17 protein-coding genes and 2 pseudogenes are annotated in these 25,203 nt (G+C 56.3%); 8 read left to right on the top strand and 11 right to left on the bottom strand.

Annotated features, from left to right (window positions below; genetic code table 11):
* Nucleotides 1-13: 13 nt before the first annotated feature.
* Nucleotides 14-112 (top strand): annotated as a pseudogene (locus tag Poly21_RS28500) (transposase); the annotation flags it as partial.
* Nucleotides 105-341: pseudogene (locus Poly21_RS23030) on the top strand (IS91 family transposase); the annotation flags it as partial. The pseudogenes Poly21_RS28500 and Poly21_RS23030, both read left to right, overlap by 8 nt.
* A 407-nt stretch (nucleotides 342-748) precedes the next feature.
* Here Poly21_RS23030 and Poly21_RS23025 read toward each other — a convergent pair.
* The 5 genes from Poly21_RS23025 to Poly21_RS23005 form a co-directional block, all read right to left on the bottom strand.
* Entirely contained in the window at nucleotides 749-1,237 is a 489-nt protein-coding gene (locus Poly21_RS23025) for a molybdate metabolism regulator (RefSeq protein WP_302120276.1), read from the bottom strand.
* Nucleotides 1,238-1,355: 118 nt separating this feature from the next.
* Nucleotides 1,356-2,162 (bottom strand): DUF4062 domain-containing protein, encoded by an 807-nt coding sequence (locus Poly21_RS23020; protein WP_302120274.1) that lies wholly within the window; start codon nucleotides 2,160-2,162, stop codon nucleotides 1,356-1,358.
* A 162-nt stretch (nucleotides 2,163-2,324) separates the two neighbouring features.
* A complete protein-coding gene (locus Poly21_RS23015; RefSeq protein ID WP_146409356.1) occupies nucleotides 2,325-2,780 on the bottom strand; it encodes a hypothetical protein in 456 nt (151 codons plus the stop codon).
* 73 nt (nucleotides 2,781-2,853) lie between these two features.
* The gene (locus tag Poly21_RS23010; protein WP_146409355.1) at nucleotides 2,854-3,885 is read right to left on the bottom strand and encodes a DPP IV N-terminal domain-containing protein; all 1,032 of its coding nucleotides are present in this window, start codon (nucleotides 3,883-3,885) and stop codon (nucleotides 2,854-2,856) included.
* A gap of 605 nt (nucleotides 3,886-4,490) precedes the next feature.
* Nucleotides 4,491-7,160 carry an NHL repeat-containing protein gene (locus Poly21_RS23005; protein ID WP_146409354.1) on the bottom strand — a complete coding sequence of 890 codons (2,670 nt, stop codon included), beginning with the start codon at nucleotides 7,158-7,160 and terminating at the stop codon, nucleotides 4,491-4,493.
* Nucleotides 7,161-7,944: 784 nt separating this feature from the next.
* Between Poly21_RS23005 and Poly21_RS23000 the strand changes: the two genes are divergently transcribed.
* The 5 genes from Poly21_RS23000 to Poly21_RS22980 all read left to right on the top strand — a co-directional run bounded on the left by Poly21_RS23000 (nucleotide 7,945) and on the right by Poly21_RS22980 (nucleotide 14,978).
* Nucleotides 7,945-9,792 (top strand): cupredoxin domain-containing protein, encoded by a 1,848-nt coding sequence (locus Poly21_RS23000; RefSeq protein ID WP_146409353.1) that lies wholly within the window; start codon nucleotides 7,945-7,947, stop codon nucleotides 9,790-9,792.
* A gap of 94 nt (nucleotides 9,793-9,886) precedes the next feature.
* Nucleotides 9,887-11,551, top strand: a complete 1,665-nt coding sequence (locus tag Poly21_RS22995; RefSeq protein ID WP_146409352.1) for a putative porin — start codon at nucleotides 9,887-9,889, stop codon at nucleotides 11,549-11,551.
* 138 nt (nucleotides 11,552-11,689) lie between these two features.
* Nucleotides 11,690-13,465: a sodium:neurotransmitter symporter family protein gene (locus tag Poly21_RS22990; protein WP_146409351.1), complete on the top strand. Its 1,776-nt coding sequence runs from the start codon at nucleotides 11,690-11,692 to the stop codon at nucleotides 13,463-13,465.
* The gene (locus Poly21_RS22985; RefSeq protein ID WP_146409350.1) at nucleotides 13,462-13,689 is read left to right on the top strand and encodes a hypothetical protein; all 228 of its coding nucleotides are present in this window, start codon (nucleotides 13,462-13,464) and stop codon (nucleotides 13,687-13,689) included. The genes Poly21_RS22990 and Poly21_RS22985 overlap by 4 nt, the downstream gene beginning before the upstream one ends.
* Entirely contained in the window at nucleotides 13,689-14,978 is a 1,290-nt protein-coding gene (locus tag Poly21_RS22980; RefSeq protein WP_146409349.1) for an alkaline phosphatase family protein, read from the top strand. Before Poly21_RS22985 ends, Poly21_RS22980 begins: the two co-directional genes overlap by 1 nt.
* A gap of 216 nt (nucleotides 14,979-15,194) precedes the next feature.
* Here Poly21_RS22980 and Poly21_RS22975 read toward each other — a convergent pair whose 3' ends face one another.
* The 6 genes from Poly21_RS22975 to rpsL all read right to left on the bottom strand — a co-directional run bounded on the left by Poly21_RS22975 (nucleotide 15,195) and on the right by rpsL (nucleotide 23,995).
* Nucleotides 15,195-15,563: a diacylglycerol kinase gene (locus Poly21_RS22975; RefSeq protein WP_146409348.1), complete on the bottom strand. Its 369-nt coding sequence runs from the start codon at nucleotides 15,561-15,563 to the stop codon at nucleotides 15,195-15,197.
* 23 nt (nucleotides 15,564-15,586) lie between these two features.
* Nucleotides 15,587-18,880 (bottom strand): LPS-assembly protein LptD, encoded by a 3,294-nt coding sequence (locus Poly21_RS22970; RefSeq protein WP_302120270.1) that lies wholly within the window; start codon nucleotides 18,878-18,880, stop codon nucleotides 15,587-15,589.
* 277 nt (nucleotides 18,881-19,157) lie between these two features.
* Nucleotides 19,158-20,516 (bottom strand): 3-keto-disaccharide hydrolase, encoded by a 1,359-nt coding sequence (locus Poly21_RS22965; protein WP_302120268.1) that lies wholly within the window; start codon nucleotides 20,514-20,516, stop codon nucleotides 19,158-19,160.
* Between the two features lie 86 nt (nucleotides 20,517-20,602).
* On the bottom strand, nucleotides 20,603-22,696 hold the full coding sequence (fusA, locus tag Poly21_RS22960; RefSeq protein ID WP_146409347.1) for an elongation factor G: 2,094 nt from the start codon (nucleotides 22,694-22,696) through the stop codon (nucleotides 20,603-20,605).
* Nucleotides 22,697-23,069: 373 nt separating this feature from the next.
* A complete protein-coding gene (rpsG, locus tag Poly21_RS22955) occupies nucleotides 23,070-23,543 on the bottom strand; it encodes a 30S ribosomal protein S7 (RefSeq protein WP_146409346.1) in 474 nt (157 codons plus the stop codon).
* Between the two features lie 86 nt (nucleotides 23,544-23,629).
* A complete protein-coding gene (gene rpsL, locus Poly21_RS22950) occupies nucleotides 23,630-23,995 on the bottom strand; it encodes a 30S ribosomal protein S12 (protein WP_008676202.1) in 366 nt (121 codons plus the stop codon).
* Between the two features lie 252 nt (nucleotides 23,996-24,247).
* Here rpsL and dapA point away from each other — a divergent pair, with 252 nt between their 5' ends.
* Nucleotides 24,248-25,150, top strand: coding sequence for a 4-hydroxy-tetrahydrodipicolinate synthase (gene dapA / locus Poly21_RS22945; RefSeq protein WP_146409345.1), 903 nt, complete (start codon nucleotides 24,248-24,250; stop codon nucleotides 25,148-25,150).
* Nucleotides 25,151-25,203 lie beyond the last annotated feature (53 nt).

Genomic DNA, 25,203 nt, shown 5'->3' with positions numbered 1-25,203 from the left:
GATGAACCATTTTGGCTCCTTCGGAGTCCTGCATAATTGGGGCCGTGATCCAGCGGTCTATCATCCACACATTCACTGCGTCGTTCCTGGTGGCGGAGTGAAGTTGGATGAGCGGAAACAGCAAGATCTCGGTTGACGAAGTGAAGCGGCTCGCATGGATCCTGTTGGGCTGGACGTTCTGGCTAGCCAGCGGCTACGCGCCGCAGCCTGAGAAGTTGACGGCACCGATGAAGTGCATCGATTGTGGCGGCGAGATGCGGGTGACCGAAGTGACCTACCGCTCACTCGGTTCGATGGGCGTTCGACCCGAACACGGACAGACCTTCTACGACAGCGGGTAAGCGATGTGGCATCGAGTTGACAAGACCGCGAGAATCGAAACGTCTGCGGGAGGGCGATCGATGAAGCGATGCGCCAATCACATCCGAAGGCGTCACAGGAGCGCAAATATCAAGGAACAAACCGACGATCACCGATCTGCAAAGCAGACGGGAGGCGATTATTGGTGTCGTCATCCGTCGCACGGAACTCGCAAACCGCACCACCGCCTGCACCTGGGCTGTCCGCGTGGAAGCAAAGTTCAAGGGGCGCTGGGTAAACACCGGGCTTCCTGAACAAAGGACTTGAGCTTCGGCTAGGCATTCGCAATTCCGCCTGCGACGAACGAAGTAAATCGAATCAGAAAGTGACTCAACCGTCGCGTTTACGCGAAGTCAAATCCTCATTGGTTCTGCCACGTTTGGTTGGGTCATGATTCGTCCACCACGCGAGCAATGGCATCAAGCGTTGTTGAATCGTAGTGGCCAGCCTTAGGATTACGTTGCCGTTTAATTGCCACGTAAATGAATGGTTTTGCGTCCTCGTCGATCCTTCCCTCGTCCATCAATTGTCCAAGCCCAGTTGCGATGATTGTCGTGTCCAATGTGAACATATCGAATTGGTCGCTGAGAAACGCATCATCCGGATTAGCCAAGTCAATCTCGATCTGGGCGTCCGATGCCAGAGTTTCATTGTAGGCATCGAGATTCCCATCGAGAATCCAATCGAAGCAGTCGGTAAGAGGAGCATCCGGATTCTCGGATCGCCAATTTCGCCATTCATAGTAAGCGTCGCTGCCCTCGTCACTCCCAAACGGCGCACCCTCGTCAACGCAGTCCCAGAACAATGGCTCACGCATCAGTTCGCGTGCGCGAGGATGGGCGATCTCCGGTTCGTTGAATGGGTCGTGTTCAGTCATATGATTCAGTGGCAGAACACCGCCGATCACGGGGCGGGCGGTGAAAAAGTCTCTAACGGCCAATCCGGTCACTGGCCCGCTCCCGTGCATCGGGATAGTTATCCGTTCCCGTTGCGATTCAGATCAAGTCTGCCGCATCGTATCCCTCGCGGGTCACTCTGAAAACCTGCCGTTTCGGATCTGAAGATTGAGCAAATCCCTTTCGTTCCAGTTCGTCAACCGCTCCTTCCCAAATCGCTCGTGATCTTGGATTGCCGGGCTCTACGAAATTGCGACCACCGGCCTGAACAGCTGACCCGCCCAAAAAAGCGAGAACCATAATATCTCCACCGGAGGCAACGGCAGATTTAAGTAGTTCCGAGGCCTCTCGTGAAAGTTCGGGAACAATAGGGGTCGCAGCACCTGTCATTGTGCCTTCGGAAGAAGGCGACAAGAGATTTGTAAAGTAAGGATTAGAGTTCAAGGTTTGGGAAAGTTGTCGCCGGACTTTATCGTGAAACTGTGTCGGTGATTCGTAAGTTTCGTAAAGTCCCTTCGTTTGACACGATTTCTTGAATGCAGTAAGCGCATCATATTGGTCGCGATCGACGCTATCGAGTGCAACAGGTGCACTGGAAAAATAGATCATGGCTGGTTTTCCAGCCGCAATATGTTTGTCTATTTCTTCTACAGTTCCACTGCTTGCACTGGCAGTTGGAGTTCCTAACCGTGTCCAGAAAACGGCGATAAGCAAATCGCTTTGCTCAAGAACCTGCCAGTTGATTATCGCCTGTGGTTCAGCGCCCATCAAAGGTGTTGAATGTGTTTCCCAGCCTACTGGCAACAGAACGGCATTTCGCGATTGAGCATGTGTTGCGTTCCATTCGTGTACAACTTCGCGCACTATATTGCGTTCACTTTGAACATCGCCTGGCGAAGCGATCATTATATTGAAGACCGTAGCGGTGTATGACATAGGTTTCGATTTGCTCGCGTATTGGCCTCTGTCGGATAACGGCCGGCATCACCGGGCGGGGAGAGTAAAGTTGTCCATTTCAAATTCGGCCGCAAGCCCCGCTCCGTGTGAATGCCATGGTTATCCGCAGCATTAAGTTCGTCCGGCCACAGGGCGATCGCAGTAGCAACAAGATACAGCATCGAGACGGAGCATGCCGCGAAGATCACGGCCGCAAGCGTCGCATAGTCCTCCAAATGGGACCGGCAATCCAGCAGCATCGACTTCGTGGATAGTGGGGTCAGCCGCGGCCGCCCATTCAAGAAGGAAACGAATGTGTCGTGGTGTCACCTGACCCTCGGTGTCAAAACGAGGGCATAGAAACCGCCGCCAAGAACCACCAGTCACGATCGTCCCAAATTCGTTGCCAATCACGGTGACGTAACGTGTCGCGGCAGGTTGCCCAAGCACATAGAGAACGTTGAAACGTTTGTCTTCGGAAATGACGTGCAAGACGACGTCGAGCGAATCGTTGTCGGGAACGACCCACCAAAGGTAGCCCCGATCGTCAACGTTGATTCGATTGCGACGCTTGGAGCTTACGGCCATGCTCGAGTTTCAGTCGGATAACGTTGCCGATCAGCCGGTCGCGGCGGTTGACCTTCCATTTCGAAACGCCTGGCTACCGCGACTCGGTTGCATCGGATGGTTCTGCTCTTTTCGGTGCCAGCCAATTGGTCGGATTCGTGAACAGGTCTGACGTGGCGAGCTCTTTGGTTTGACCGGATAGGGACACTTCCCACAAGCTGTAAATTGCCCGATTGCCAGCATTAAACTCAGTTCCGGCGAGGAACACGATCCGTTCACCGCTAGGGAAGAAGTCTGGGTACCGGTTGTATCGTGACTTCGACCCTACAAGACCTTGCGATTTAGCATCGCCCATCTTAATACAGACGTCATACCAAAATGGCTTAGTGAAGTCAGAGCAAAAAGTCAGGGTTTTGCCGTCTGGGCCTACCATCGGGTCCGATACCCAAGCATGAACATCCGTGTTGTTCGTACCGGCTTTCGGGATGAGTTGAGTGGGTTGGTTGTTCGGCGAAACCGTGTACAGGGCGGCTGGATTTTCAAGTCCGATCCGATCAGCGGCGTAAACGAAATCTCCATCTGCGCGTGGAACAATTCGGTAAAGCTGGTAGTAACCTTCCTCGGTCAGTCGTGCAAACCCCGCACCATCGGTGCCGATGCTGCAAACATCCCACATATCCCAAGTCCAGCCCCCAAGACTATACGGCCGGTGCCGGTAGGCACGTGCAAAAACGATCCGTTTACCGTCCGGTGTGAATCGCGGCAGGATGTCGGATTGTTCGTTGTCCTCCGTTACGGCAATGATTGAATGATCGCCTAAATCACGTATGTAGATCCGCGACGGTGCCATTTCGTCCTCAGTGGCTGCGAAAACAATCTGCGTTCCATCGGGCGAAAATGAGGGATAGCTCTCGATACGGTCCGTAGCGGTCAATCGCGTTGCGATCGATTCGGCGATGTCAAAAAGGTAGAGATCACCGTCAGCGGAAGCAAAGACGAGCGTGTCTCCGTCTGGCGACAAATCGATGCATACGTTGTTGTGCTCAACGCCAGCGTTTTCGACGCTCGGACAACCGAGCATCAATACCAAGCTGACAATCGCGATTACAGTAACGCAACGATGCATGGCTGATGTTTGATGAGCAGAACAATAGTTTCAACCCTTGTCAGTAGGGTCGTATTCGGGAATTTTGCCAATACGACCTGAGTGAGTTGGGGTGTTTGACCAATATCCCGCAGGCCGCTGTGGTGGTAGTCGATGATAGTCTTCTCGGGACGCAAAAGCAACCTCGCTAACTCGAAGGATCATTCTGATGACACTTTTGGAATTTGAGATCGCGGTGGCGTCTGCCGATGGCGGGGGGGGAGAGCGACCGGGTTTGGTTCCCGAAGTGGCTGCGACGTTACGCGATGATGTTCCCCAAAGGCACGGTGAACGATTTAGCTGTGAATCGCGATACTACGCTGCACTTTTCTCGCATGTTGTTGGAGTCGGGTGCTCCCGCCACCCTGGGGACACAGCATCTTGTCAGGTTAGTCGCCGTTCCCCCGCATGAATGGAGTCAAACTATCCGCAAGAGTGCTGTGTCCCAATGTTCGGCACCGTGTCCCAATGTTCGGCACCAATGTTCGGCACGATAGTGCTTGTCCCTCACATGTGGTCGTGTCCCTCATGTGTTCTTCCCTCCTGTGCTCTCGGATGAGAGTCCTCGAGGCGTGCTGCGAAAATGCTTACCTTGTTATTCGGTATCGCGTCAGCGCTCGTCCGAATTGCGGGATTAGAAGTAGCTCACTGTCCTTGGCCACGAAATGAATGAGCCCATACTGCATCTCGTCTTCGAGGATCCCCCACCGCATTGTTCGAAACTGCCGGTCGAGAACCACCAACTTGCCATTCCCGATCGCAGCGACATGGGTAGGACTTAACGCGATGTTCACATAACCATCTACCGTGGTCGGCAAGGGCACGACACCGAGTGAATCACCATTCACATCGTAAATCGATACGATTCCATTGACCAAAACAGCAAATGATCCATCGGTCGCGACTGCCAAATCGTCGATGCGTTCCAACCACCGATCGTCTGAGCGACGCCGAATGGTACGTAGTACCCGTCCAGTTCCATCGATGATCTTGACCTCATTGTACAGAGCCAAGACAAGATGGTCGGTGCCTGGTAAGTACTGAAACTGTTCAATTTCTAAGGGAAACCGTAACGGTTCGATCAATTGACCCTCGTGACTGAACCGGACCAGTACCGAAGAATTCCTGTCCTTTCGGGCGAGCAACGCAGAGTCGCCTTGGCCATCGATCGAAATCGAGGGGAAATGGATCTGCCCGTGGTAGTATTCCGCTGGCATGCTCCTTGTCTGCACGTAGCGTCCTGACGATTCAAACACATGAGTGGATGCAGTCCGACCGTCGACGAGATATATCCACCCACCGTGACCGACCGCACTTCCGGACATTTCAGTCATCGGATCGTTTCGGGGGTCAGTCCCCAGAACCAGGTCGACTATCCCCGTTGTCCCCAGTCGATATATCGCAGCAAAGTCCGTCATCCAAACTCGCTGGTCAGGCGCGACTACGACGCGGTTGTCATTGACAGCACGCCCGGTATCGAACTTCGGACTGAACTCACCGATCACTTTGCCGCTTTGGCCCATAAAAACATAGGGCGGCCTCCCGCGAAAATCATGCACAAAATAGTTGCCGTCGGCGATCGCAAAAACGCCTGTGGGATAACTCGGTTGTCGCCCCCAAGCTTCTTCTAAATTAATGCTACGAATGAACTGTCCTCGCCGGTCAAACCACTGCAGCGTTTCGCGAATGTTGTCAAGGAGGATGATCTGATCGTCGGGCGTCACGGCGATAGACACGGGACTGAAGACGTCACTTTTGTCTCTGTTGCGATCGGCAACGATTTGCCATGTCGGACTTCCCTGGGGATCGTAGCCGACGATCGAATCCGTGATGGTGTGCTGGTAATGAATTGTTCCCAAAACGACAAAACCGCCATCTGAGAAGCAGGCGATCTGCTCGACGTACGGGGCAGCCAACTTATCGATCGGAGTCACGGACCTCGTATCAACATCCACCCACCACGCTTGCGATTGGGTTTCAGTGCCGTACTCTGAACGAGTCACGATAAATCGATTTTTGCGGTTCCAGACACAAGCCGACCATGTAAATTGACGCTCAGGACCATTGTCTGAGGCAACCGGGTCAGGGCCAACGGGCATGGGAATCTCAACGAGCACGTCACCCTGCTCGTTGATCAGCACAAACTCATCGGCCTCTCGATCACTGGCACGTATCCATGCGATCCGATTTTGATCGTCGATGGTGAAGTCAAAAACTTTCCGCACTACCGGAGCGGAGCCCGCCAGTTCCAAATCGATCGGAGCAAGTCGCTCAAGTGGTTCCGGAATCTCCACTGGTAATGGCATTGCCTGTATCCCGTTCCGTTTCGGAGGGAACGCTTCTGCCATAGAAATATCGCGACTGCCTAATCGCGTTACATCCCATGCGTCAGCTTCCTGCCGCACCTGGAATCTCACCGCTTGCATTTCTGACGCGACGAGAAACTCAATCCCTCCAGGCTCATTTGATTCCAATAACGCGCCGTGTTGCAGGATTCGATTGCGTAGAACATCGGAAAAGTCCTTGCCATCTTTGCCCTCGTAGTCGTCTGGAAACGCCACCTGCCACAGTGGGTTCGCGTCGTCATCGACTACCGTAAGTGCCGCACCAGCGATTGAGTCAGTCGATACTTGAGGGTTTAGATATTCATGCCTCCACCAATGCAGCGCCAACAGCGGAGTGCCCTTGATCGGCCGTGCCGCGATAAGGGTGCGTACGTGTTCAGACGCGGGCATTTTCTCTAGCGGAAAAAGCGTCTTCCGTTTCTCGCCCGTTGAGATTTGATAGACCCACCAAGCTTCCTGGCGGCGATTCACGTCTGGATCAACGATGCGAAAAATCGCTCGATCGTGTTCCTCGTCCGCGATCAGACCGCTGCACTTAGGGTTCGGAGCCTCATGGAGATATCGGCTCGACGAGCGTGGCGTCGATTCGTTGGTTCGAAGGGTTCCGTCAGCAGCCAGAATCATGACGCCAAAGACACCTTTCGAAACGCCCGCGTCGAGTCCCTCGAATCCCGTGCTGTAGTAATAACCGATCGTCTCTCCGCGATCGGTGACCACCGCTTCGGCGAGCGTCATCGGCAAGCGAACCGACCACAGGAGTTCCTCCCCACGCTGCATCCGATACTCTGCGGCACCCTTCCCATCGCGATCTGACGGATCAACATGGAGCTTAAACTCATCCGAATGCGACAGATACCATGTCGGGTCGACGCTGGGCGTGTCACCGCTACGGTCCAGCGAATGAAACTGCACGCTTGAAGTCTGAGAAACACCCCTCGTACCTGCCATCCCCCAAAAAGCCGCTGCGATACCGATCAAAATGAACAGAGCAAAACCGCATTGAATTGCAAGATCTTTTCGGGTCGCGTTCCGAAATTGGGTGAAAGACACGGTAGGATCGCTCGTCAACTGGAGAGGAGACCACTTCGGACGAAAGCTCAATTGCTGTTGATTGTACCGCTGCACGCACACTTCACCAAACTGCTTTCGTGGATGCCGAATGATGGTCCGTCCGGGTTGATCGTGGGTTTCGCAAAGGTAAGCCAGGCGTGCGGGATTTTCATGGCATGGCGGTGGAATCCGCAATTTTCGTCAAGCTGGTGCAATTACAGTAGCATCGTTGTGTCGAGAGCGACGGAAGCAATTGCAGTCAGCGTGGACTTGGCGAGCCGAGACGTGGTGGCGGCCGGGCTAGCCGTGTCGCCCGGTGCTTGACGGCCCTCGGCTCACATCTTTGTCAGCTGGAGTCTACTCCATTCCAAGCATCGCCTCTAAAATCCAACATGCTGGATGCACCGACGCCCAACCCGGAGGGACCTCTCTTTCCTACACGATCGTTAGCCTTCACGGCTGGTGAATTGGATCAAGTGATAGCCGAGTTGCACGTTGAGGGAACGACGCACCGTGTGGGGCCATCTAATTCGCATCGTCACAACGGACCTTGAGTGCTTCACTCGTCCAGCGCAGGTATCATCTTGCGAAGACAGCATCTGGGTTCCGTCCGCATTCGATACCTTAAACGGCGTTTGAGATTAATATGATGTTTTACCGGCTGCTGATTGGCTTTCTGTTCGTTGTTGGTAACTTGACGGTGAACGAGTACATACTCGCCGACTTGTACACAACCGCCGCGATGTCAATCGAATGGAAGGTCGATTCGGCGGATGAGATTTTCCTGGCCGAGGCGATTGTCGGTGCCGACTCCGAACCGATTCGGTTTCGACCGCTCAAAGCCTTGAAAGGCAATCGCGATCTCGAATCTTTTCCAGCAGGAACAATCCAGCAATGCTTGCTTGTGGATCTCTTCCGACCGGGCGCTTTCGCGAAACTCGACGGGGTGGGTACCCAATGGCTGTTATTCGTACGTGGTTCGGCCAAGAACGCCAGGGTCTCAGGTGCGGTCAACCTGACATACCCAACGCATGCTTGGGCCACCGCCGCAATCACCGCATTTGCGAAAGCCGACCAGCGCGTCCTGAAGGATGCCGACGCGATCATGGCTTTTGTTCAACAGCGAATCGCTGAGCATCACACCATTCCGATCGACTGTGATGCGGATCTGACGGACGAGCTAGTCATCACTCGCTCCAGCAATCACCTGCCCATCGCCTCTCGGATCGGCGGAAAATTGCTGGCCGTCAATATTGAGCTGTGGGACGAAGCAAACGAGCTCGGGCAGGATCATGATACCTTTGTTACATCGCTGCTTGTCCCCAGCGATGTCCCGGAATCTGCCGCCGACGATCACCGCATCATCCGCGTACTTGACGAGCGGTACCTGAGCATTCCCTCAATCTATTTCGAACGCGTCCGCGCGATCGATCCACCACCGTTGAAGCCATCTCGATACCTGGGCACTTGGCGAGCCGAGTGGGAGGATCGCTTCATGACCATCGCAATGGGTCCCCGTGGAACGCTGCTGACATTGATCGAGCCCAAGAAAAATTTTGTGGGTGAATCTTTGCCGAAGCCTGCTGGAGTCGGACTGGGCGCGGGCATTTGGCGTGGCAGTGATACGAAGCTTGATCTTAATTTGACGCACTCCATCAGCGGTTGGTCCAGGCATCCAGGTTGGTCGTGGAATCAGTGGCCCGTGGACCTACTCGATGAAAAAGTGGCGAAGTTCTCGGAGGACTCGTTTCGCTTGATTGATGGCACTGAATTTGTGCGTCAGTCGAACATGCTGACGGTCCATGATTTTCCGCACGAGCATCCGTGGTACCGTCGATCAAAAGGTTGGGGGAAAGACTTTGAAACGCTTGTCGTCGACGTGTCTTACCGTCCATTCGGGATGGCCCCCTTTGCTCCGCTAGGCGACCTAGTTTTGATCTGGGACGAGCGCCACAGCCCCCCGCCGACGCCGAACATTGACGCGTATCGAGGTCAAACAGTGAAAACAATGTTGGGTGATGGGGGGTTTGTTCCGCGAGTGAGCGTCGCCCGTGTCGGCGATACACTGGATGTCCTTGCGATTGATGGCGAGCGTTCGGTACTCGATCACATCGTGAATGTTGCCTGCGTTGCCAATTCTCCGCCGGGGCTGATGCTTCCTGCAGCAGATTCGCTCAAGCATCGAAGCCGTTTTCGAAAGCCAGAGCCGGGATTGATTCCGATGACGTGCAACATCCACGACGATGAAGTCGGCTATCTGGTCGTGCAAGATCACGGCTGGGTGTCAGTAACGGACGCCGACGGCGTTGCCCGCCTGCGTCAATGGCCGATTGGGGACCAAGTCGTGAGACTCACGCATCCAGACCTCGACTTGCGAAATGCTACGATGACTGTCAATCGACAGGTTGTTGAGAACAATCGGTCTCGAATCGAAGTTCCCATCGAGTCGAATCAACTGGACATTCGCATCACCGGAGGCGTGCCAGTGGATTGAATCTTGGAATTCAAAACAGAGACCTTCAACGTCGTTGCCCCAACCGTGATGGCCGAATTCGTTGTGACAAATCGCAAATCCCCAGTGGGGATCCATGACGGTTATGTCGATAGAAGAGTGTGTAGCGGTCGCGTCGGTTGTGATCCGCCAAACGGGGGCGACAATCTTACGACGAACGGCCATGCGGGCAGATCGGAACATCCAGCAGAGAGGCACCATCGCCAAATGGTTGTTGGCTGCGCCGATTCTCTGGGCACCGACCGTATCGGCGGAAGACTTGACTATTTCTCGAGAGATTTTGCCAATTCGCCAGGTTTCACTGGAGAGCCCGTCAGGAACGAGTCCGGAGTCGAGTTTTTCAATGTTGCTGCAGCAGCCCGAGGAGGTCAGCGATGACTGGCTCTGGCAAAACGGCAGACCTGAGGTGAGTGGCTGGCATGAGGACGATCACTGGGTCGCCAAACATGACCGGCCTGGACAGGACGGCTGGTCTGGCCAGGACTGGGAGGCAGGAAAAATGCCTGAGCCGAACGCCGCTGGTGACGAGCTGCAACCGCTACCGAGTGTGTACGCGGGCTACGACGACGGGTTTGTGATCGCCAGCGGAGCCAATACGGGACTGGACGTCGATCGCCAGCCGTACAGTCTACGGATCAACGGCTACGGTCAACTGCGACACACCGTGTTTGATTCCCGCAGTACCAACCCCAGTTTGAATCAACTGCAACTCAAACGCGCTCGGATCATTCTGTCTGGCCACGCATTTTCCACCGATCTCACGTACTTCGTCCAGCTCGACGGCCGTAGTACCGCTGGCGATGCGTTGCGGCTACTGGATTACTATCTCGACTTCGACATCGGCCACCGCTGGTTGGGGTTGACCGAGCACAGGCTCGGGTTCAAGACCGGTTTGTATAAAATGCCGTTTTCCTTTGCGCGGTGGACCAGCGGCAAGGAGTTTCAATTTGCCGACCGCTCGATGGCCAGCGCTTTTTTCGATGTCAACCGAAGTCTTGCGTGGGGGCTATACGGCCGCATCGATACCCCGCTGGCACCGCTGGACTGGGAAGTGGCGCTTTTCAACGGCTTGGTGACCGGTGGAGCGGAAACGGGCAGCAGCGGACAGCTGGACAATAATCCGGCCGTCTCCATCCGCCTGAGCAGCTTCCCCATCGGCACGTGGGGCGCCAACGATATTGCGGACCTCGAATTTCACGAGCAGCTGGCGACGCGAGTCGGTGCCGGATTTGCGGTCTCGACCATTGATCGCACTGGCATGACCGAGTTCTCCGAGCCACTGGTCGTTGATTCCGGTTTACCGTTGGCCAATCTTCTCCCGGCGAGTGCCAGCAGCTACACGGCATCGCTCTATAGCATTGATGCGTCGATGAAGTATCGCGGCCTGTCCTTCACGAGCGAATACTATTTCCGCAGTATCAGCAACATCGAAGGCACGCTGCTGCCGACGTTGTTCGACCAAGGGTTTTGGCTGGAGGCAGGATATTTCCTCACCCCACACGAGTGGCAGGTTCTAGCCCGATGGTCGCGCGTGCAGGGAAACTCGGGAACCTTAGGAGCACGTGACCAGAGCAGCGATGAAGTGGCTGCTGGGTTCGTCCGCTACTTCCGCAACCAGCATATCAAGCTGACGATGGACGCCACTCATCTGAACGGGGCTTCGATTAACTCCGCGACGCTCGATATTGCCCCTGGCGATGATGGGTGGCTCTATCGCACGCAGCTACAATTCAGCTTCTAATGCCTCAATTCTCTAGGTTTTTTCCGCTTTTTTAGGTATAAAGTGGCCTCCCCACGGTCGATTGAATCCGTCGCAATCCCTACAACGGTAAGGGCATTGTGAAAACGCTACCGCCGAACGCAAGACCGAGGCAACGAGATGAATGAGTCACCCGACGCCCCAGATCCTTATCAGTCAGCCGCCAAAACACCCTCGCCACTCGGCGAGACCGATTCCGGCCCAACGGGGTCGCCGGCGACTGAGGGAGAGTATGTTTCCAAAGAACAGTGGGGCAGCCGCATCGGCGTGATCCTGGCGGTCGCGGGCAGCGCCGTCGGGTTGGGGAATTTCCTGCGATTCCCTGGCCAAGCCGCCCAGAATGGTGGCGGGGCGTTCCTGCTGCCCTACTTTATCTCGCTACTCGTGCTCGGCATCCCGCTGTGCTGGGCGGAGTGGACGATGGGCCGGTTCGCAGGGTTGCGTGGTTTTCATTCGGCGCCGGGCGTTTTCAGTGTCGTCTGCCGGACCCCCAAGGCTCGCTATTTGAGCGTGTTCGCATTGTTGATCCCGCTGGTGATCTACATGTATTACATTGTGATCGAGGCGTGGTGTTTGAGCTATGCATGGAGCTATTTAACTGGCGACTTAATGCTCGGAGCTGACCCGGACGCTTACAACGCATTTTTTGACAACACCGTTGGAGCGAAAGCTGACGGGCACGTCTTCGGTAGAGGTTCATCGTTGCTGATCTTTATCGGCATCACATTCATATTGAACTTCATCCTGATCTATCGTGGTGTCGCCGGCGGGATCGAAAAGTTCTGCAAGATCGCCATCCCACTGATGGTCGTATGTGCCCTCTGTGTGTTGGTACGCGTGCTGACGCTACCGAGCGACAAGGTCGTCGCGGGATTGGGGTTCATGTGGAACCCCCAACCCGAAGCGCTGCTCAATCCTAAGACTTGGTTGGCAGCATCCGGTCAGATTTTCTTCAGCCTATCGGTCGGCTTTGGAGTCATCATCAACTACTCGAGTTATCTGTCGAAGAAGGATGACGTGGTGTTGAGTGGCTTAACGGCGAGCAGCATGAACGAGTTCTTTGAGGTCTGCTTGGGTGGTTTGATCACGTTGCCAGCGGCGTTCATGTTCCTCGGTGTGAGCGTGGCGACGTTTAGCACGTTCGGGCTGGGATTCAATGCGTTGCCCAATGTATTTGCCCAGATGCCAGCGGGTCAGTTTTTTGGGTTCCTATGGTTCTTCATGCTCTTCCTGGCGGCGATCACCAGTAGCCTTTCGATGCTCCAACCGGTGCTCGCGTTCTTTGAAGATGGATTCAATCTGGAGCGGCACGCCTCCACCGCCGTGCTGGGCATCATTGCCCTGACGGGTTCCTTCTTCGTCATCTATTTTTCAAAAGAACTCAAGGCGCTCGACACGCTGGATTTCTGGGTCGGTACGGTGCTGATTTTCGTGCTCGCGATGATCCAAGCAGTGATTTACGGTTGGGTCCTTGGAATCGATCGCGGTGAGCGCGAGGCCCACGTGGGTGCTCACATTCGCATTCCTCACTTCGTCCAATTGCTCCTCAAGTACGTCGTTCCGGTCTATCTCGGCGCGATCTTCATCGCCTTCTGTTATCTGAATGTGCTGGGATCGAACGATCCCAAGACAGGGGAATACATCCCGGGCTACTGGGATCAAATCATGGACGACCCCGTAGTCATGATGTCGGTGCTATTCATCATCGGTGTCACTGGCCTACTCTTGGTGCTGATTCACTTGGCAGGCGAGAACTGGATCCGAGACGGTAAGTTCGATTTCCTTGACGCGCCCGAGGATCCACTACTCAATGCATCAGGGCAGGGCGTTAGTGCGGAGCAGCCCGAAACCGCGGTTCAGTCAGATGTTACCCATGACTCGGGAGTAGAAAAATGATCGTTATCGCTCAGGCATGCCTACTGGCACTCGGACTCACTCCCGAAGAGATTGCTGAAAACAATATGACGCCGGCAGGATGGTGCGTGATGGTCATCTCCATCACGTCTGTGTTAGCTCTGTTATTTTTCAGCCTGTACACGACTCTCTCCCTACCGCCGGTAGAGGAGGTCAGTGAAGCGGAACTCGCGAGAACGACGATCGACCCAGACAAAGATCTTTGATGCAGCGACTATGCATTCTTAACGTCGTCGGACTGACGCCAGAACTATTGCCGCACGCACCACGCCTTTCACAGATCGGTACGGCTCAGCCCTGGACCAGCCCTGTGCCTGCGGTGACGGCAACGAGTCAGGCGACCATGCTGACGGGTCTGCCGCCGCGGGAGCACGGGATTGTCGCCAATGGCTGGCTGTATCGCGACACCCAAGAAATCCGCTTCTGGCAGCAGTCTCGCACTTTGATTCAGGGCGAGCTCTTTTACGAACGGTATCAAACCGCCAAGATGTTCTGGTGGTTTAACCAAGCGACGACCGCACAGTACGGGGCCACGCCCAAACCGCATTATGGGTGCGACGGCAGCAAGGTCTTCGACGTCCTGGACTGGACCGGCTGCGAGCTCACCAAACGCCTCGGTCCATTTCCGTTTTTCGCGTTTTGGGGACCGGGAGCCGGTATCGCGTCGAGCGACTGGATTGCCGATGCCACGGCGATCGTCTTACGCCAGCAACAGCCTCAGCTGACACTCTGCTACCTCCCTCACTTGGACTATGATTTTCAGCGGTTGGATCATCAGGATCCGGAGCGAGTGGCCGAAGTCGACGCCGCCGCTGGCCGTGTGATCGATGCCGCGGACGCCATCGGAGCCACGGTCGTCGTCGTGAGTGAGTATGGTTTGACGAAGGTGCAACGCCCGGTGCATCTGAATCGCGTCTTGCGAGCAGGCGGTTTCCTCCGCACTCGCCGAGGACCATTTGGTGAAGTCTTGTTGGTGGGCGAATGTGATGCCGTCGCGGTGGCCGATCACCAGGTCGCCCACGTCTACGTGCGAAATCCTGCCATGATGGATGACGTTGCAGCATGCTTACGCAGCGTGCCTGGCGTGGCGGCTGTCGTTACGCCAGCGGAACTCGAATTAGACCATCCACGTAGCGGTGAATTGATCGCGCTGGCCGACCAAGACGCATGGTTCACGTACTATTACTGGAACGATGATCTCGACGCCCCCGATTTCGCACGTACGGTCGATATCCACCGCAAACCGGGTTATGACCCCTGTGAGCTGTTCATGACCAGTCGCCCACGGGCGGCAGCGAGATTGCTGCAAAAGAAACTCGGCCTGCGATATAAAATGGACGTTATCCCGCTCGACTCGACGCTCGTTCGCGGCAGCCATGGTCTGCTCGCCAGCGACCCGGGCAGCGGACCACTGGTGATCGGCCCCGGCGAACCGCCAGGTGCGATGACCGGCTTCGCCGACTACGTCCACTCGTTGCTATCACCGTCTCCCTAGATTCGGCAATTTTATCTGGGTTCCTGATGTCACCTGCGTAACGCCTAGTTACACTGTCAATCACATCACCAGCAAACCTGCTTCGCTTTGCGTCTCGATGGGGTGCGTGGGGTAATGGGATTAGCATGTAACGGCTGCGCATTTCAGCGTTCCTCGCGCCCCATCCAGCCGCAAACAAGCAGTGTGGTGACTCGCCTTTGTAACGTGCGGCAATACTCAAACCTGCATCAGCCAGCAGTAGAGCTCAGGGCCCAGAATCGCGATCCCGATAGTAGCGGCAGTCAATGCGGAGACGAGAACTGCGGCAGCGGCAACGTCAAGGGCGCGGCCGATACGTGGGTCATATTCGGGATGAAGAACTGCGACGAGTAGCTCCATCGCAGTATTGAATAGTTCGGCGGCTAGAACCAAGCCAATGGCAAAGACCAGACCGATCCATTGCCAGAGTTGCAATCGCAATAATACCGCCAGGGTGATCACGGCTGCGGTGAAGGCCAAGTGAACGTGAAAACTGGTCTGATCACGCAGCGCCCACAACAACCCTCCCACAGCGACTCGGAATTTGTTGGACCACGTTTGACTCATTGGTGTGTCTGAAGCATGTCGAGTTACTCCAGGCCTTCCACACCAGGCGGCGGGATCATCTGCCCGCCCAGGAGTCCCAACCGCGAAGATGGCAGGAATCGTGGTTCAAACGAGAACCCAATACTCGTATTGTCGCGACCCTCATCAATATTCGCCCCGATTTGGAACAGGAACGACTCGCCGATTCGAGTCAGCCCAAACGTTTGCGTGTTACTGCCGGTGGGGCCGAAATCGTACACGGTGCCAGCCGAGACGATCCATTTCTCGTTCAAGCGATGGTCCAGCTTCGCTTGCAGAACCGTGCTACTGATTGGACCTTCCAGTGACAACAGACCGACATACAGATCCCCGAGTCCAGGCCGACTCGTGCGGACACCTCCGCTAAGTGATCGCAATCCCTCATCAAAGAAATCGATATACCCGTCGCCTAGCAGTGTCACGCGGTCTCCCAAATTGTACTGGGCATCGAACAGCGTCGGGCCCACAGTCTCGCCAAAGTTATCACGGTCGGCCTGAGGCATCAGGATCGTTTGCATGTCAAAACGAAATAGATCTACGATCCGTTCACGTCCCGGTAGTCCACGCTTGGTTTGGAAGCGATGGTTCATCCCCAGTCGTAACTGGCTGACATCGTCCACGACCGTATCACTTGGACTCGTTACGTTGCGCTGAATACCCTGCCGGAGCGCGTAGCTGCGTGGATCGAACTGAGTGGGTAGTGAACCGCCAAAGGTCGTGTAAATGAACGACCGGCGAAACTGCTCTTGGGTGTGATCATCCAGCGGATCATAGTACGGCAGCTCATCATAGTTGGTGTTGCTGTCGGCATAAAAATATTCCGCCGAAAAATCAATCTTGTGAGCGAGACCGCGAACGTTGAGCAGACTGCTCTGGATCGTCTGGTCGACGCGTGAGAGCGGCAGGTTCACGCGCAGACCGCCCCCACCCCACAACCGGGTGAGACTGTCTCCATTGATATCTTCACCGTACTGTGCTGCTTCGCCGATCGCAAACGGTACAAACTTGAATACGCCCGCCTGGATAGGCATCGCTAATTCCTGCCGCGATCGCGCTACAATCCCTTCGCTGGCGATTTCGCCGGGCAACGTTGCCGTGACCGCCGCGGTCGCAGGGTCGGTTGGCGGGTCGGCAGGGTTGAGCCGTTCATAACCAACCTGATTATGCATCGACCACGTTAAATGGTCGCCCAATAGTGAGCCACCCAGAGCATAGTGATTGACTTCCGGTAGCCGTTCGGTTTCTTCAAAGAAATCATTGACTTGAACATTGAAGTTCGCATCAAACAATTGCGAGCCCGCGTACTTCCGCAGACGCATGCCGGTGTTTCGATTTGCCCGTTGATCCCAACGGTTCTCAAAATACTGTTCCAGGAAATTGCGATCACTGATGTATCCCACCTCAGCAATGAATTCCCAGTTGTTGGGTAGGTAGTGCCGATGACTCAGCACGGCGGCCCCGCGCACGTCGGTTTCGGGCACCAAGTTATCACGACCATTGCCAAGATTATCGAGGCCGTGATCTTTGATGATGTAGCTGTCATAGCTACCCACGACGGGCCCGGAGACACCAAACAGACTCGGCAGACTATAGGTCGTGTGTGACCCCAGTGCCGGTCCGCGATAGCTTAGGTAGTCCGTCAACAAGCTCGATTCGACACCTGCGGGAGCATCCCAACCGAGGAGTTGGAACGTGTCCCACTGGAGCATCACCTGTCGACCAAAAATCTGGTCGCTCTTGATGCTCGCGCCATTGAGATAGGATGTTGGTTTGCGCAGGGGCGTGGAGAAACGAGGCCAGTACAGCACCGGAAATCCTCCGGCATAGACGAAATTCCCGCTACTTGAGACATACGGCTCAGTGTCTGGGATGACCTGACCTGTGGCAGGGTCTACCGTCGCAATCGGACGCTGAGTCAGCGACAATTCTTTACTCTGCAGCCAGTAACGAGGCACGCCGAGCCGGCTGCTCGTGACGGCCGCATTATTGGCAACATAGTGACCACGAGCGACTTGCCGCATTACCTCGGCTTTGACTCGTGCGGTACCGTGGGTTTGCGGAATGGTGGCGATTACCTCGGCGTCTAGGATCACGCCTACCTCCCGGGCCGCGTTGTAGTACATCGCATTGGCATAAACAATCTGGTCGCCCTGGCGAACGACAATGTCGCCCTCAAGGTACAGCTCGCCTTCGGCGTCTGAGACACTGGCGGCACCGGTGAGGATATCCCCGAGTGGAGGCGTCCACGCGACAATGCGATCAGCCGACAATGACACCGTTCCGATCGGCACTCGCAGTCCCGTCGGCGTTTGGGCCATGACGTCCCGCACCAAAACGGTCACTCCGCCTGTGGCAACCACGATATTTTCGTTGTTCTCAGCGCGAGCGATCGTTTGAAAATCAGTTGGTCGAGATGTCCCGCGCGAGAGCAGCTCAATGCTCTTGCTGCCGCCACCGATGGAATAGGCCCATCCGCCTGTCGTGCCACCGCTATCAGTCATGATTGGCGGCTCCGGCAGCGACATCGCGGGCCCCAGATCGATCGAATCAGTCAGCGACGGGGACGAGTAACTCGTCACCGGATCCTCGAGCGTCAAAGGTGTGCGCAATGACGGGTCGGAGACCACTCCTGACTCATCCCAGATCAATCCAGACGGGGGCACCGTCTGCGTGTTTGGATCAGGTGCCGGCATAGGCAACGGCTGGACCAATTGCATCGGCTCGCCCGGCGGAATCGGTTCGCTGTACTGCACAGGGGCGATGACTGGAGAATCGCTTGCTTGTTGACGGTCGGACGGCGTCAAACCGCACTTGACCCACCACTGCGCTGGGACATCGGTTTTGCCGCGGTACTGTTGGGCCCGGATTTCGGGCGGTGCTGACAAACGAAGAGTTGCCACAATCGGCTCACGCGTCGCTTTCCCTGAACCGAGCGCAACCCGATCCATTAATAACCGCACGTTAATGGCATCTCCATAGCCATCGACGACCAATAGAATCGACTCCGCCTCGAATCGCTTGCCTTGATACTCGAGCACACAGTCGCCTCGCAGCACGGTGCAGTCCTGAGCCATTGCGACGGGTGTTTGGGCCCCAATGGTTGTCGCCGTGGCGGCTCCGGATGTGGGTTGGAGCGACGCTTGATCACGCTCCCATCGAAACACGGTGCCGCCGCGAACCCGCAATATTTGATCGTTACTATGCGCGGCAAGAGGCGGGGTATCGGGGGGCTCAGCAGCAAAATCTTGGCCATGGCTCGTTAGCGCGTGCAGCGCCAGCACCAGCCAAATGCCCATCATCCTGGCCAGTGCAGGTAGCGCAGCAACCAACCGCGTCCTGGCAAAGCAATTCTTTTGCAGGGGACGCGGCGGCATAACGATGGAGTGGACAACAGCAGCCAACAGGCGACTTTGCAATACAATGGTGGTCGAAAGGCACTCGATGCGCGGACGGTCCACCCCAGGGTAGACCGTCCGCAAGCGACATTACGAAAGCCAGCCACTCGTCCACAAGCCAAATTCCACCCACCTCTGTCCACTATTTTTCAGCGGCGGCGGGGCATGCTGTCGCGTCGGGCTACTCTTTTTCTGCGGGCTTTGTCAGCTGCGGGAATTCAATGCCGCTCGTCAGCCCACGGTCGATCACCCAAATGTTACGATAACGAACGGGATCGTTATGATTTTGGATCTTCGTGGGCAGCAAGGTGGGAGATTCCTCTTTCCCTGCACCTGTTGGACCTGGTAGTTCTTCGTCGTCCTGTACCATCACGCCATTCACCCACGAGGTGACGCGAGCATTCCGCACCTTGGTGCCGTCCGCAGCGAAGCGAGCGGCAGTGAAGTGCACGTCATAGGTTTGCCAGGTCAGCGGTGGGAACGCCATATTCATCTTCGGAGCCTTGTATCGATACAACGCACCGAGACCGTTGAATACATTGGCGTCACCGAACGAATCGAGTACCTGACACTCGTAGCGGCTCTGCAGATACAGGCCACTGTTGCCTCGTTTCTGATCGATGGCGTTGGGCATATGGGGGATCCGAAACTCCACATGCAAATCGAAGTCGCCCAGCATCTCGCGGATGTCGGCACCCTGCTTGAGCAATCCGTCCTCGGTCATCTCACCATTGGAAAACGCGGACGTGTCGCTGCCATCAAACAGCACCGTTGCCCCTTGGGGCGGCGTCGCTCCGAGAGTTGGACTCTCGCGGTGGGCACGCTCCAAGGTCGCCAGTGAGGTTCCCGAAGCATCGATGATTCGACAACTCTCGGGCGTTACGAACATGGCCCACGGTCCACCCGAGAGTACGAGTGTCTGCCCGTTGCGCCGGCCGAGCAGAACCATCGGCTTCTTGGGTTGATATCCATCCTGGCCGGGTAATCCACCGACATAAACCCGCGCCTCGAATTCGCCGTCACCGAGATTACGAATCTGCACGCCACGGCGCCCGCCCTCGGATTCGCCCTCGGATTCGTCGTCGGATTCGTCGCCGGAGGCATCATCCTCCTGGGACGATTGCCCCGCTTTCAGATCCCCCACGTACTCGCCGATCAGCGAGAAATCGACGGCAACTTCACCTTCGGTCGGCGGCAGCGTCCACACACCTTTGGCAACCCATTCGGGGTCGGCGGCGGGCTCAGCAGCGGGCGCGGCAGGCTCAGCGGGCTCAGTGGCGGGGTCCGCATCCGTTTGCTCGGGCGCGGCGTTAGTTTTTTTAGCATCCGCATCAGGCTTTTCGGGCGCCGGGTCCTTCGACTCGGGGGCGCTGGCGTCTGGCTTTTCGTCGGCAGGGGCTGCCGGCGACTCGGCGGACTGATCATCCTGCCCGAACGTCGCACGAGCAGGCAGGATCATGGAGCATACGAGCAGACTGCCGCTCAAAATCAACGCCGAGACGGCGGTCGGGCGTTTGTTCTGGGAAAGGGAAAAACTCATGGTCATAGGGTTGCACAAACATGCTGGGGGGAACAGAGACGGAAAACGTCCCTTATTGTAGTTGCCTGCCAGGCCCTTGTCGGCGTTTAGAACTGAAAGCTCTCGGCGTCTTCTTTTGGCGCCGCTTGATACCCGTAGGGTTCCATGCTGCCGCCGGCCCGTCCTTGGCTGAGGCTGCGGACCGCACTGCTATACCCGAACATTTCCTTGAGCGGCGCGTGGGCGACGATCACCGTCATCGCACCGCGTGTTTCGGTCGACGCGATGATCGCGCGTCGCTGCTGCAGGTCACCGACAATTTCACCCATATAGTCGTCCGGCGTCGTGACCTCCACCCGCATCACCGGTTCGAGCAAGACCGGGCCGGCGGCCTCGATGCCGGATTCAAACGCATCACCCGCCGCGATTCGAAAAGCGACTTCGTCGCTGCCATCTTCGTGCATCTCGGCGTCGTAGACTTCGAACCGAACTCCCGACAGCGGGAACCCAGCGATGACCCCGCCCCCGTTCGCCCGCTCACGAATCTCCTCGATCGCTGCCGTTCGGACGGCATTGGGCAATCCACAATCGGGCGGCAAGCGGTCAAAGACAACGACGGGTGCAGCAGGATCGTCCGCGGGGAGAACGCGGGTTTTCAAGCGGGCAAACATCGCATTGGCTCCAACGATCCGGTTGCACTGGCCCGTCACATCGGCGGTGCCACCAATCGTTTCGCGGTAGTTAACCCGCGGCTTGTAAAACTTCACGTTGAGATTGAAATCTCGTGTCAGTCGATGCTGGATCACCTCGAGGTGCAACTCGCCCATCCCACTGATGATGGTTTGCCCGAGTTCCTCGTTCTCAACAGCCCGGAACGTGGGATCTTGCCGGCGGAGCATGTCGAGCGTTTCTTCGAGCTTCTTCCGATCGGCCGTGCTCTCCGGCTCGATCGCCATCGACAGTACCGTTTCAGCAAACTGAATAGTGGGCAGCTGGATGGGCGCCTTGGCGTCGCAGACCGTGTCGCCTGTAATCGCGAATCGAGGCCCAATCACACAGCAGATGTCGCCTGCGCCGACGGTGTCGCTTTGGCCGTCACGTTCCTTCTTAGTCGCGTGGATCTGCCAGATTTGCGCTACGTTTTCCTTTTTATCTCGATTAGGACAGTACACCCGTGAGTTCTGCTCGAGTTTGCCGCTGTAGACGCGAATCCAATAATTATCCCCAGTTTTGGCCGGCAGAATCTTGAATACCAGGCCGCAGAATGGTTCCTTAACGTCCGGTTTACGCGTTTGTGAACTGTCTTCCTTCCCCGGTGTGATCCCTTCGACAGGCGGCCGATCAAGTGGACTGGGCAAGAAATTACCGACGCCGGTCATGAGCGGCTGCACGCCGATGCCGTGCAGGGCCGAGCCACAGAACACCGGCTGGATAGCCCGCTCGATGCATCCCTTACGAAGTGCTGCGATCACGACTTCACGAGGCACCTCCTTTTCTTCCATCGCCAAGGCCATCGCTTCTTCGCTGAGCTCGTAGACAACTTCCATCAACTGCTCCCGCCAAATGGTTGCGTCGTCGCGAAGCTCATCGGGCAGTTCGACTTCCGTCACCGTTTTGCCTTCGGTTTCGGGATCAAACTGCAACAATTTCATATCGATCAGATCGATCACCCCCCGAAACGGATCGGCAACGTGGGTCGGTCCCTGGCCGACGGGGATCTCCACTGCCACAGGTCGTCCGCCGAGGCGCGGTCCGATGTCGCCGAAGACATCGTCAAAGCTCGCCCCCTCTCGATCCATCTTATTGATGAACACAATGCGAGGCACTTCGTACCGATCCGCCTGTCGCCAAACCGTTTCGCTCTGTGCTTCGACACCTTCTCGAGCAGAAAACACCACGACGGCGCCATCGAGCACGCGGAGACATCGCTCCACCTCAGCCGTGAAATCGACGTGGCCGGGCGTATCGAGCAGATTGACGTTGTAATCGCCCCACTTGTACTTCACGCAAGCACTGAAAATTGTGATCCCGCGTTCCTGCTCTTCAGGATCATCATCGGTGTCCGTGGTGCCGTGATCGACGCGGCCGACACGGTGCTTTTGGCCGCTGAGATAGAGCATCCGCTCGGTGACAGTGGTTTTGCCAGCGTCAATATGAGCGATGATGCCAATATTGCGGAGCTTGGATATGTCGGCGGCCATGAGTGGAAGACAGCGGTTAGCGGTGAGCGGTAAGCCACTAGCTGAAAGCTACTAGCTGAAAGCGACGAGAGAGAGGACAGGCCAAACAATAAAATGCGGTTTGCCACCGGGCAATGGGCCTGCCGGCGGTGAGAATCCTCGCAGATGGTGACCTTTGGCCCGTCCGAGGCGGTCGCAACAAATGTAGCGAGGTGCGCGAAAGCGTGGAATCCACGTTCTAGCAAACGCAGTGCGGCGGGAGACTTACTCGCTACCACCTAAGCAAAAACGCTGCTAACCCAACGGGTCACCAGCGTTTCAGGTATTCTTAACAGTGTCAGCCAGAGCAAGGAAATGGCGATCGGCTAGCCGTCAACCACCAATCGCTATGTCTCTACCATGCGAAGTGAGCGAACGCCTTGTTAGCGTCGGCCATCCGGTGCGTATTTTCGCGACGGGTGTAGGCGGCACCCTCTTTCTTAAAGCCCGCCAAAAACTCATCAGCAAGCTTCAAGTGCATCGGGCGTCCTTTTTTGTCACGCACCGCCATCAGAACCCAGCGAATGGCGAGGCTTTGCTGACGAGCCTTGTTGACCTGCATCGGCACCTGGTAACTCGCACCACCCACTCGCTTGCTGCGAACTTCGATGTACGGCTTGATATTTTCCAGCGCGGCTTCAAAGACTTCGAAGGGCGTTTCTTCGCCCTCGTGCCGCTTGCCGATTTCCTCGAGTGCATCGTAGAAAACTCGTTGAGCCGTGGTCTTCTTGCCGTCGAGCATGAGGCAATTGATGAACTTGCTCGCCAACAGCGACTGGTGCCGTGGGTCGCCTTTGAGCTGCGAGCGACTGGAGGTGATTCGTCCCATGAAAGATACGTCGGTTTAAAAAAAGTGTTTTTGGGTGGGGGAATGCTGGGTGCGGCAGGAAAAACTACTCGCAAACGGGGCGAAAATTATTTTTTCGCACCATAACGACTGCGAGATTGCTTGCGGCCATCAACGCCCAGGGCGTCACGCGATCCGCGAACGACCTGATAACGCACACCCGGCAAATCGCGAACACGACCGCCGCGAACGAGCACGATCGAGTGCTCCTGCAGGTTGTGACCTTCGCCAGGGATGTACACGGTGACTTCTTTGCCGTTGCTCAACCGCACCCGCGTGATTTTTCGCAGTGCCGAGTTCGGTTTTTTCGGAGTCATCGTCCGAACTTGCAGGCAAACGCCCTGCTTTTGAGGGCATTTCTCGAGAACCGGCGACTTACTCTGGCTCTTCTTGAGCTTGCGATTCTTGCGGACGAGCTGGTTGATTGTGGGCATAAATAGAAGTCAGAACGTAAGACCGCCAAGGCGATCGACAACGAAAGGGTGACACGGGCAACTTATTTGCAGTATGACGCACGTCAATGCGGCAAGGGGCGAAGTATCGCGTGTGAGGCAGATTTGTCAAGTCCGAACCTGCATAGAGATTTTTCGCTCCTTGGGAATCCCATTAGCCCTCGTGAAACTTACCCACCAACGGTTACACTGGCGGCCGCAAATACCCTCTCCACACATCAAGGTCCACCGCACATGCGTCAACGAAAAGGGAGTCAATTCGCTGGATTGGCCGTCGCCATTATTACCCCATTTCGCGACAATCAACTCGATGTGTCCCGTTTGCGAGAGCAAATTGAGTTTCAAATCGATGCCGGTACGAATTGCATCGTGCCTGCTGGCACGACGGGCGAATCACCCACGCTCTCGCACGAAGAACACGAACGGGTCATTGCCGAGACCATTGCATGCGTCGCGGGGCGGGTGAAGGTCATGGCGGGCGCTGGCAGCAACAATACCGCCGAAGCCCTGCGACTCTCCCGCCGTGCCGCTGCCGAGGGAGCCGACGCCGTCCTGCAGGTGGCACCGTATTACAACAAGCCGACTCAAGAGGGCATGTACCAGCACTTCCGCGCGATCGCGGAAGAGGTTGATATTCCCGTCTGCGTCTACAATATTCCTGGCCGTACCTCGAAAAACATCGAGGTCGAAACGATCCAACGACTCGCTGAGCTGCCAGGCATCACGATGGTCAAGGAAGCTACCGGATCGCTCGACCAATGCTCCGCCATTTTAGGTACGACCGATCTGACAGTGCTCTCCGGCGACGACTCCCTGACTCTCCCCATGATGAGTGTTGGTGCCGAAGGCGTGATCTCTGTCGCCGGCAATGTCGTGCCCAGCGTGATGCTGGAGATGGTCCAGGCCGCCACCGCGGGTGACTACACCACGGCCGCAGAACTCCATCATCGCCTCTATGCCTTCTGCAACACCATGCTTGGTCTCTCGACCAACCCGATTCCTGTCAAAGCCGCGATGCAGATGCTTGGCCGCGACACCGGGGAACTGCGTCTGCCCATGGTCGCACTCGATGATGCCGAACGCAGCATCCTACAGGAGACCCTGCTCAAATTTGGCATCGGCTCCGCCGTGGTGTGAGCCCATGGTGGCTTGGATTCGTAGCTCGAGACCATTGCACTGAGGGTGTGTCC

The sequence above is a fragment of the Allorhodopirellula heiligendammensis genome, from assembly GCF_007860105.1.
GTDB classification, from domain to species: domain Bacteria; phylum Planctomycetota; class Planctomycetia; order Pirellulales; family Pirellulaceae; genus Rhodopirellula; species Rhodopirellula heiligendammensis.
The sequence above is the reverse complement of the archived record's forward strand: the minus strand, read 5'-3'. Positions and strand labels throughout refer to the sequence as shown.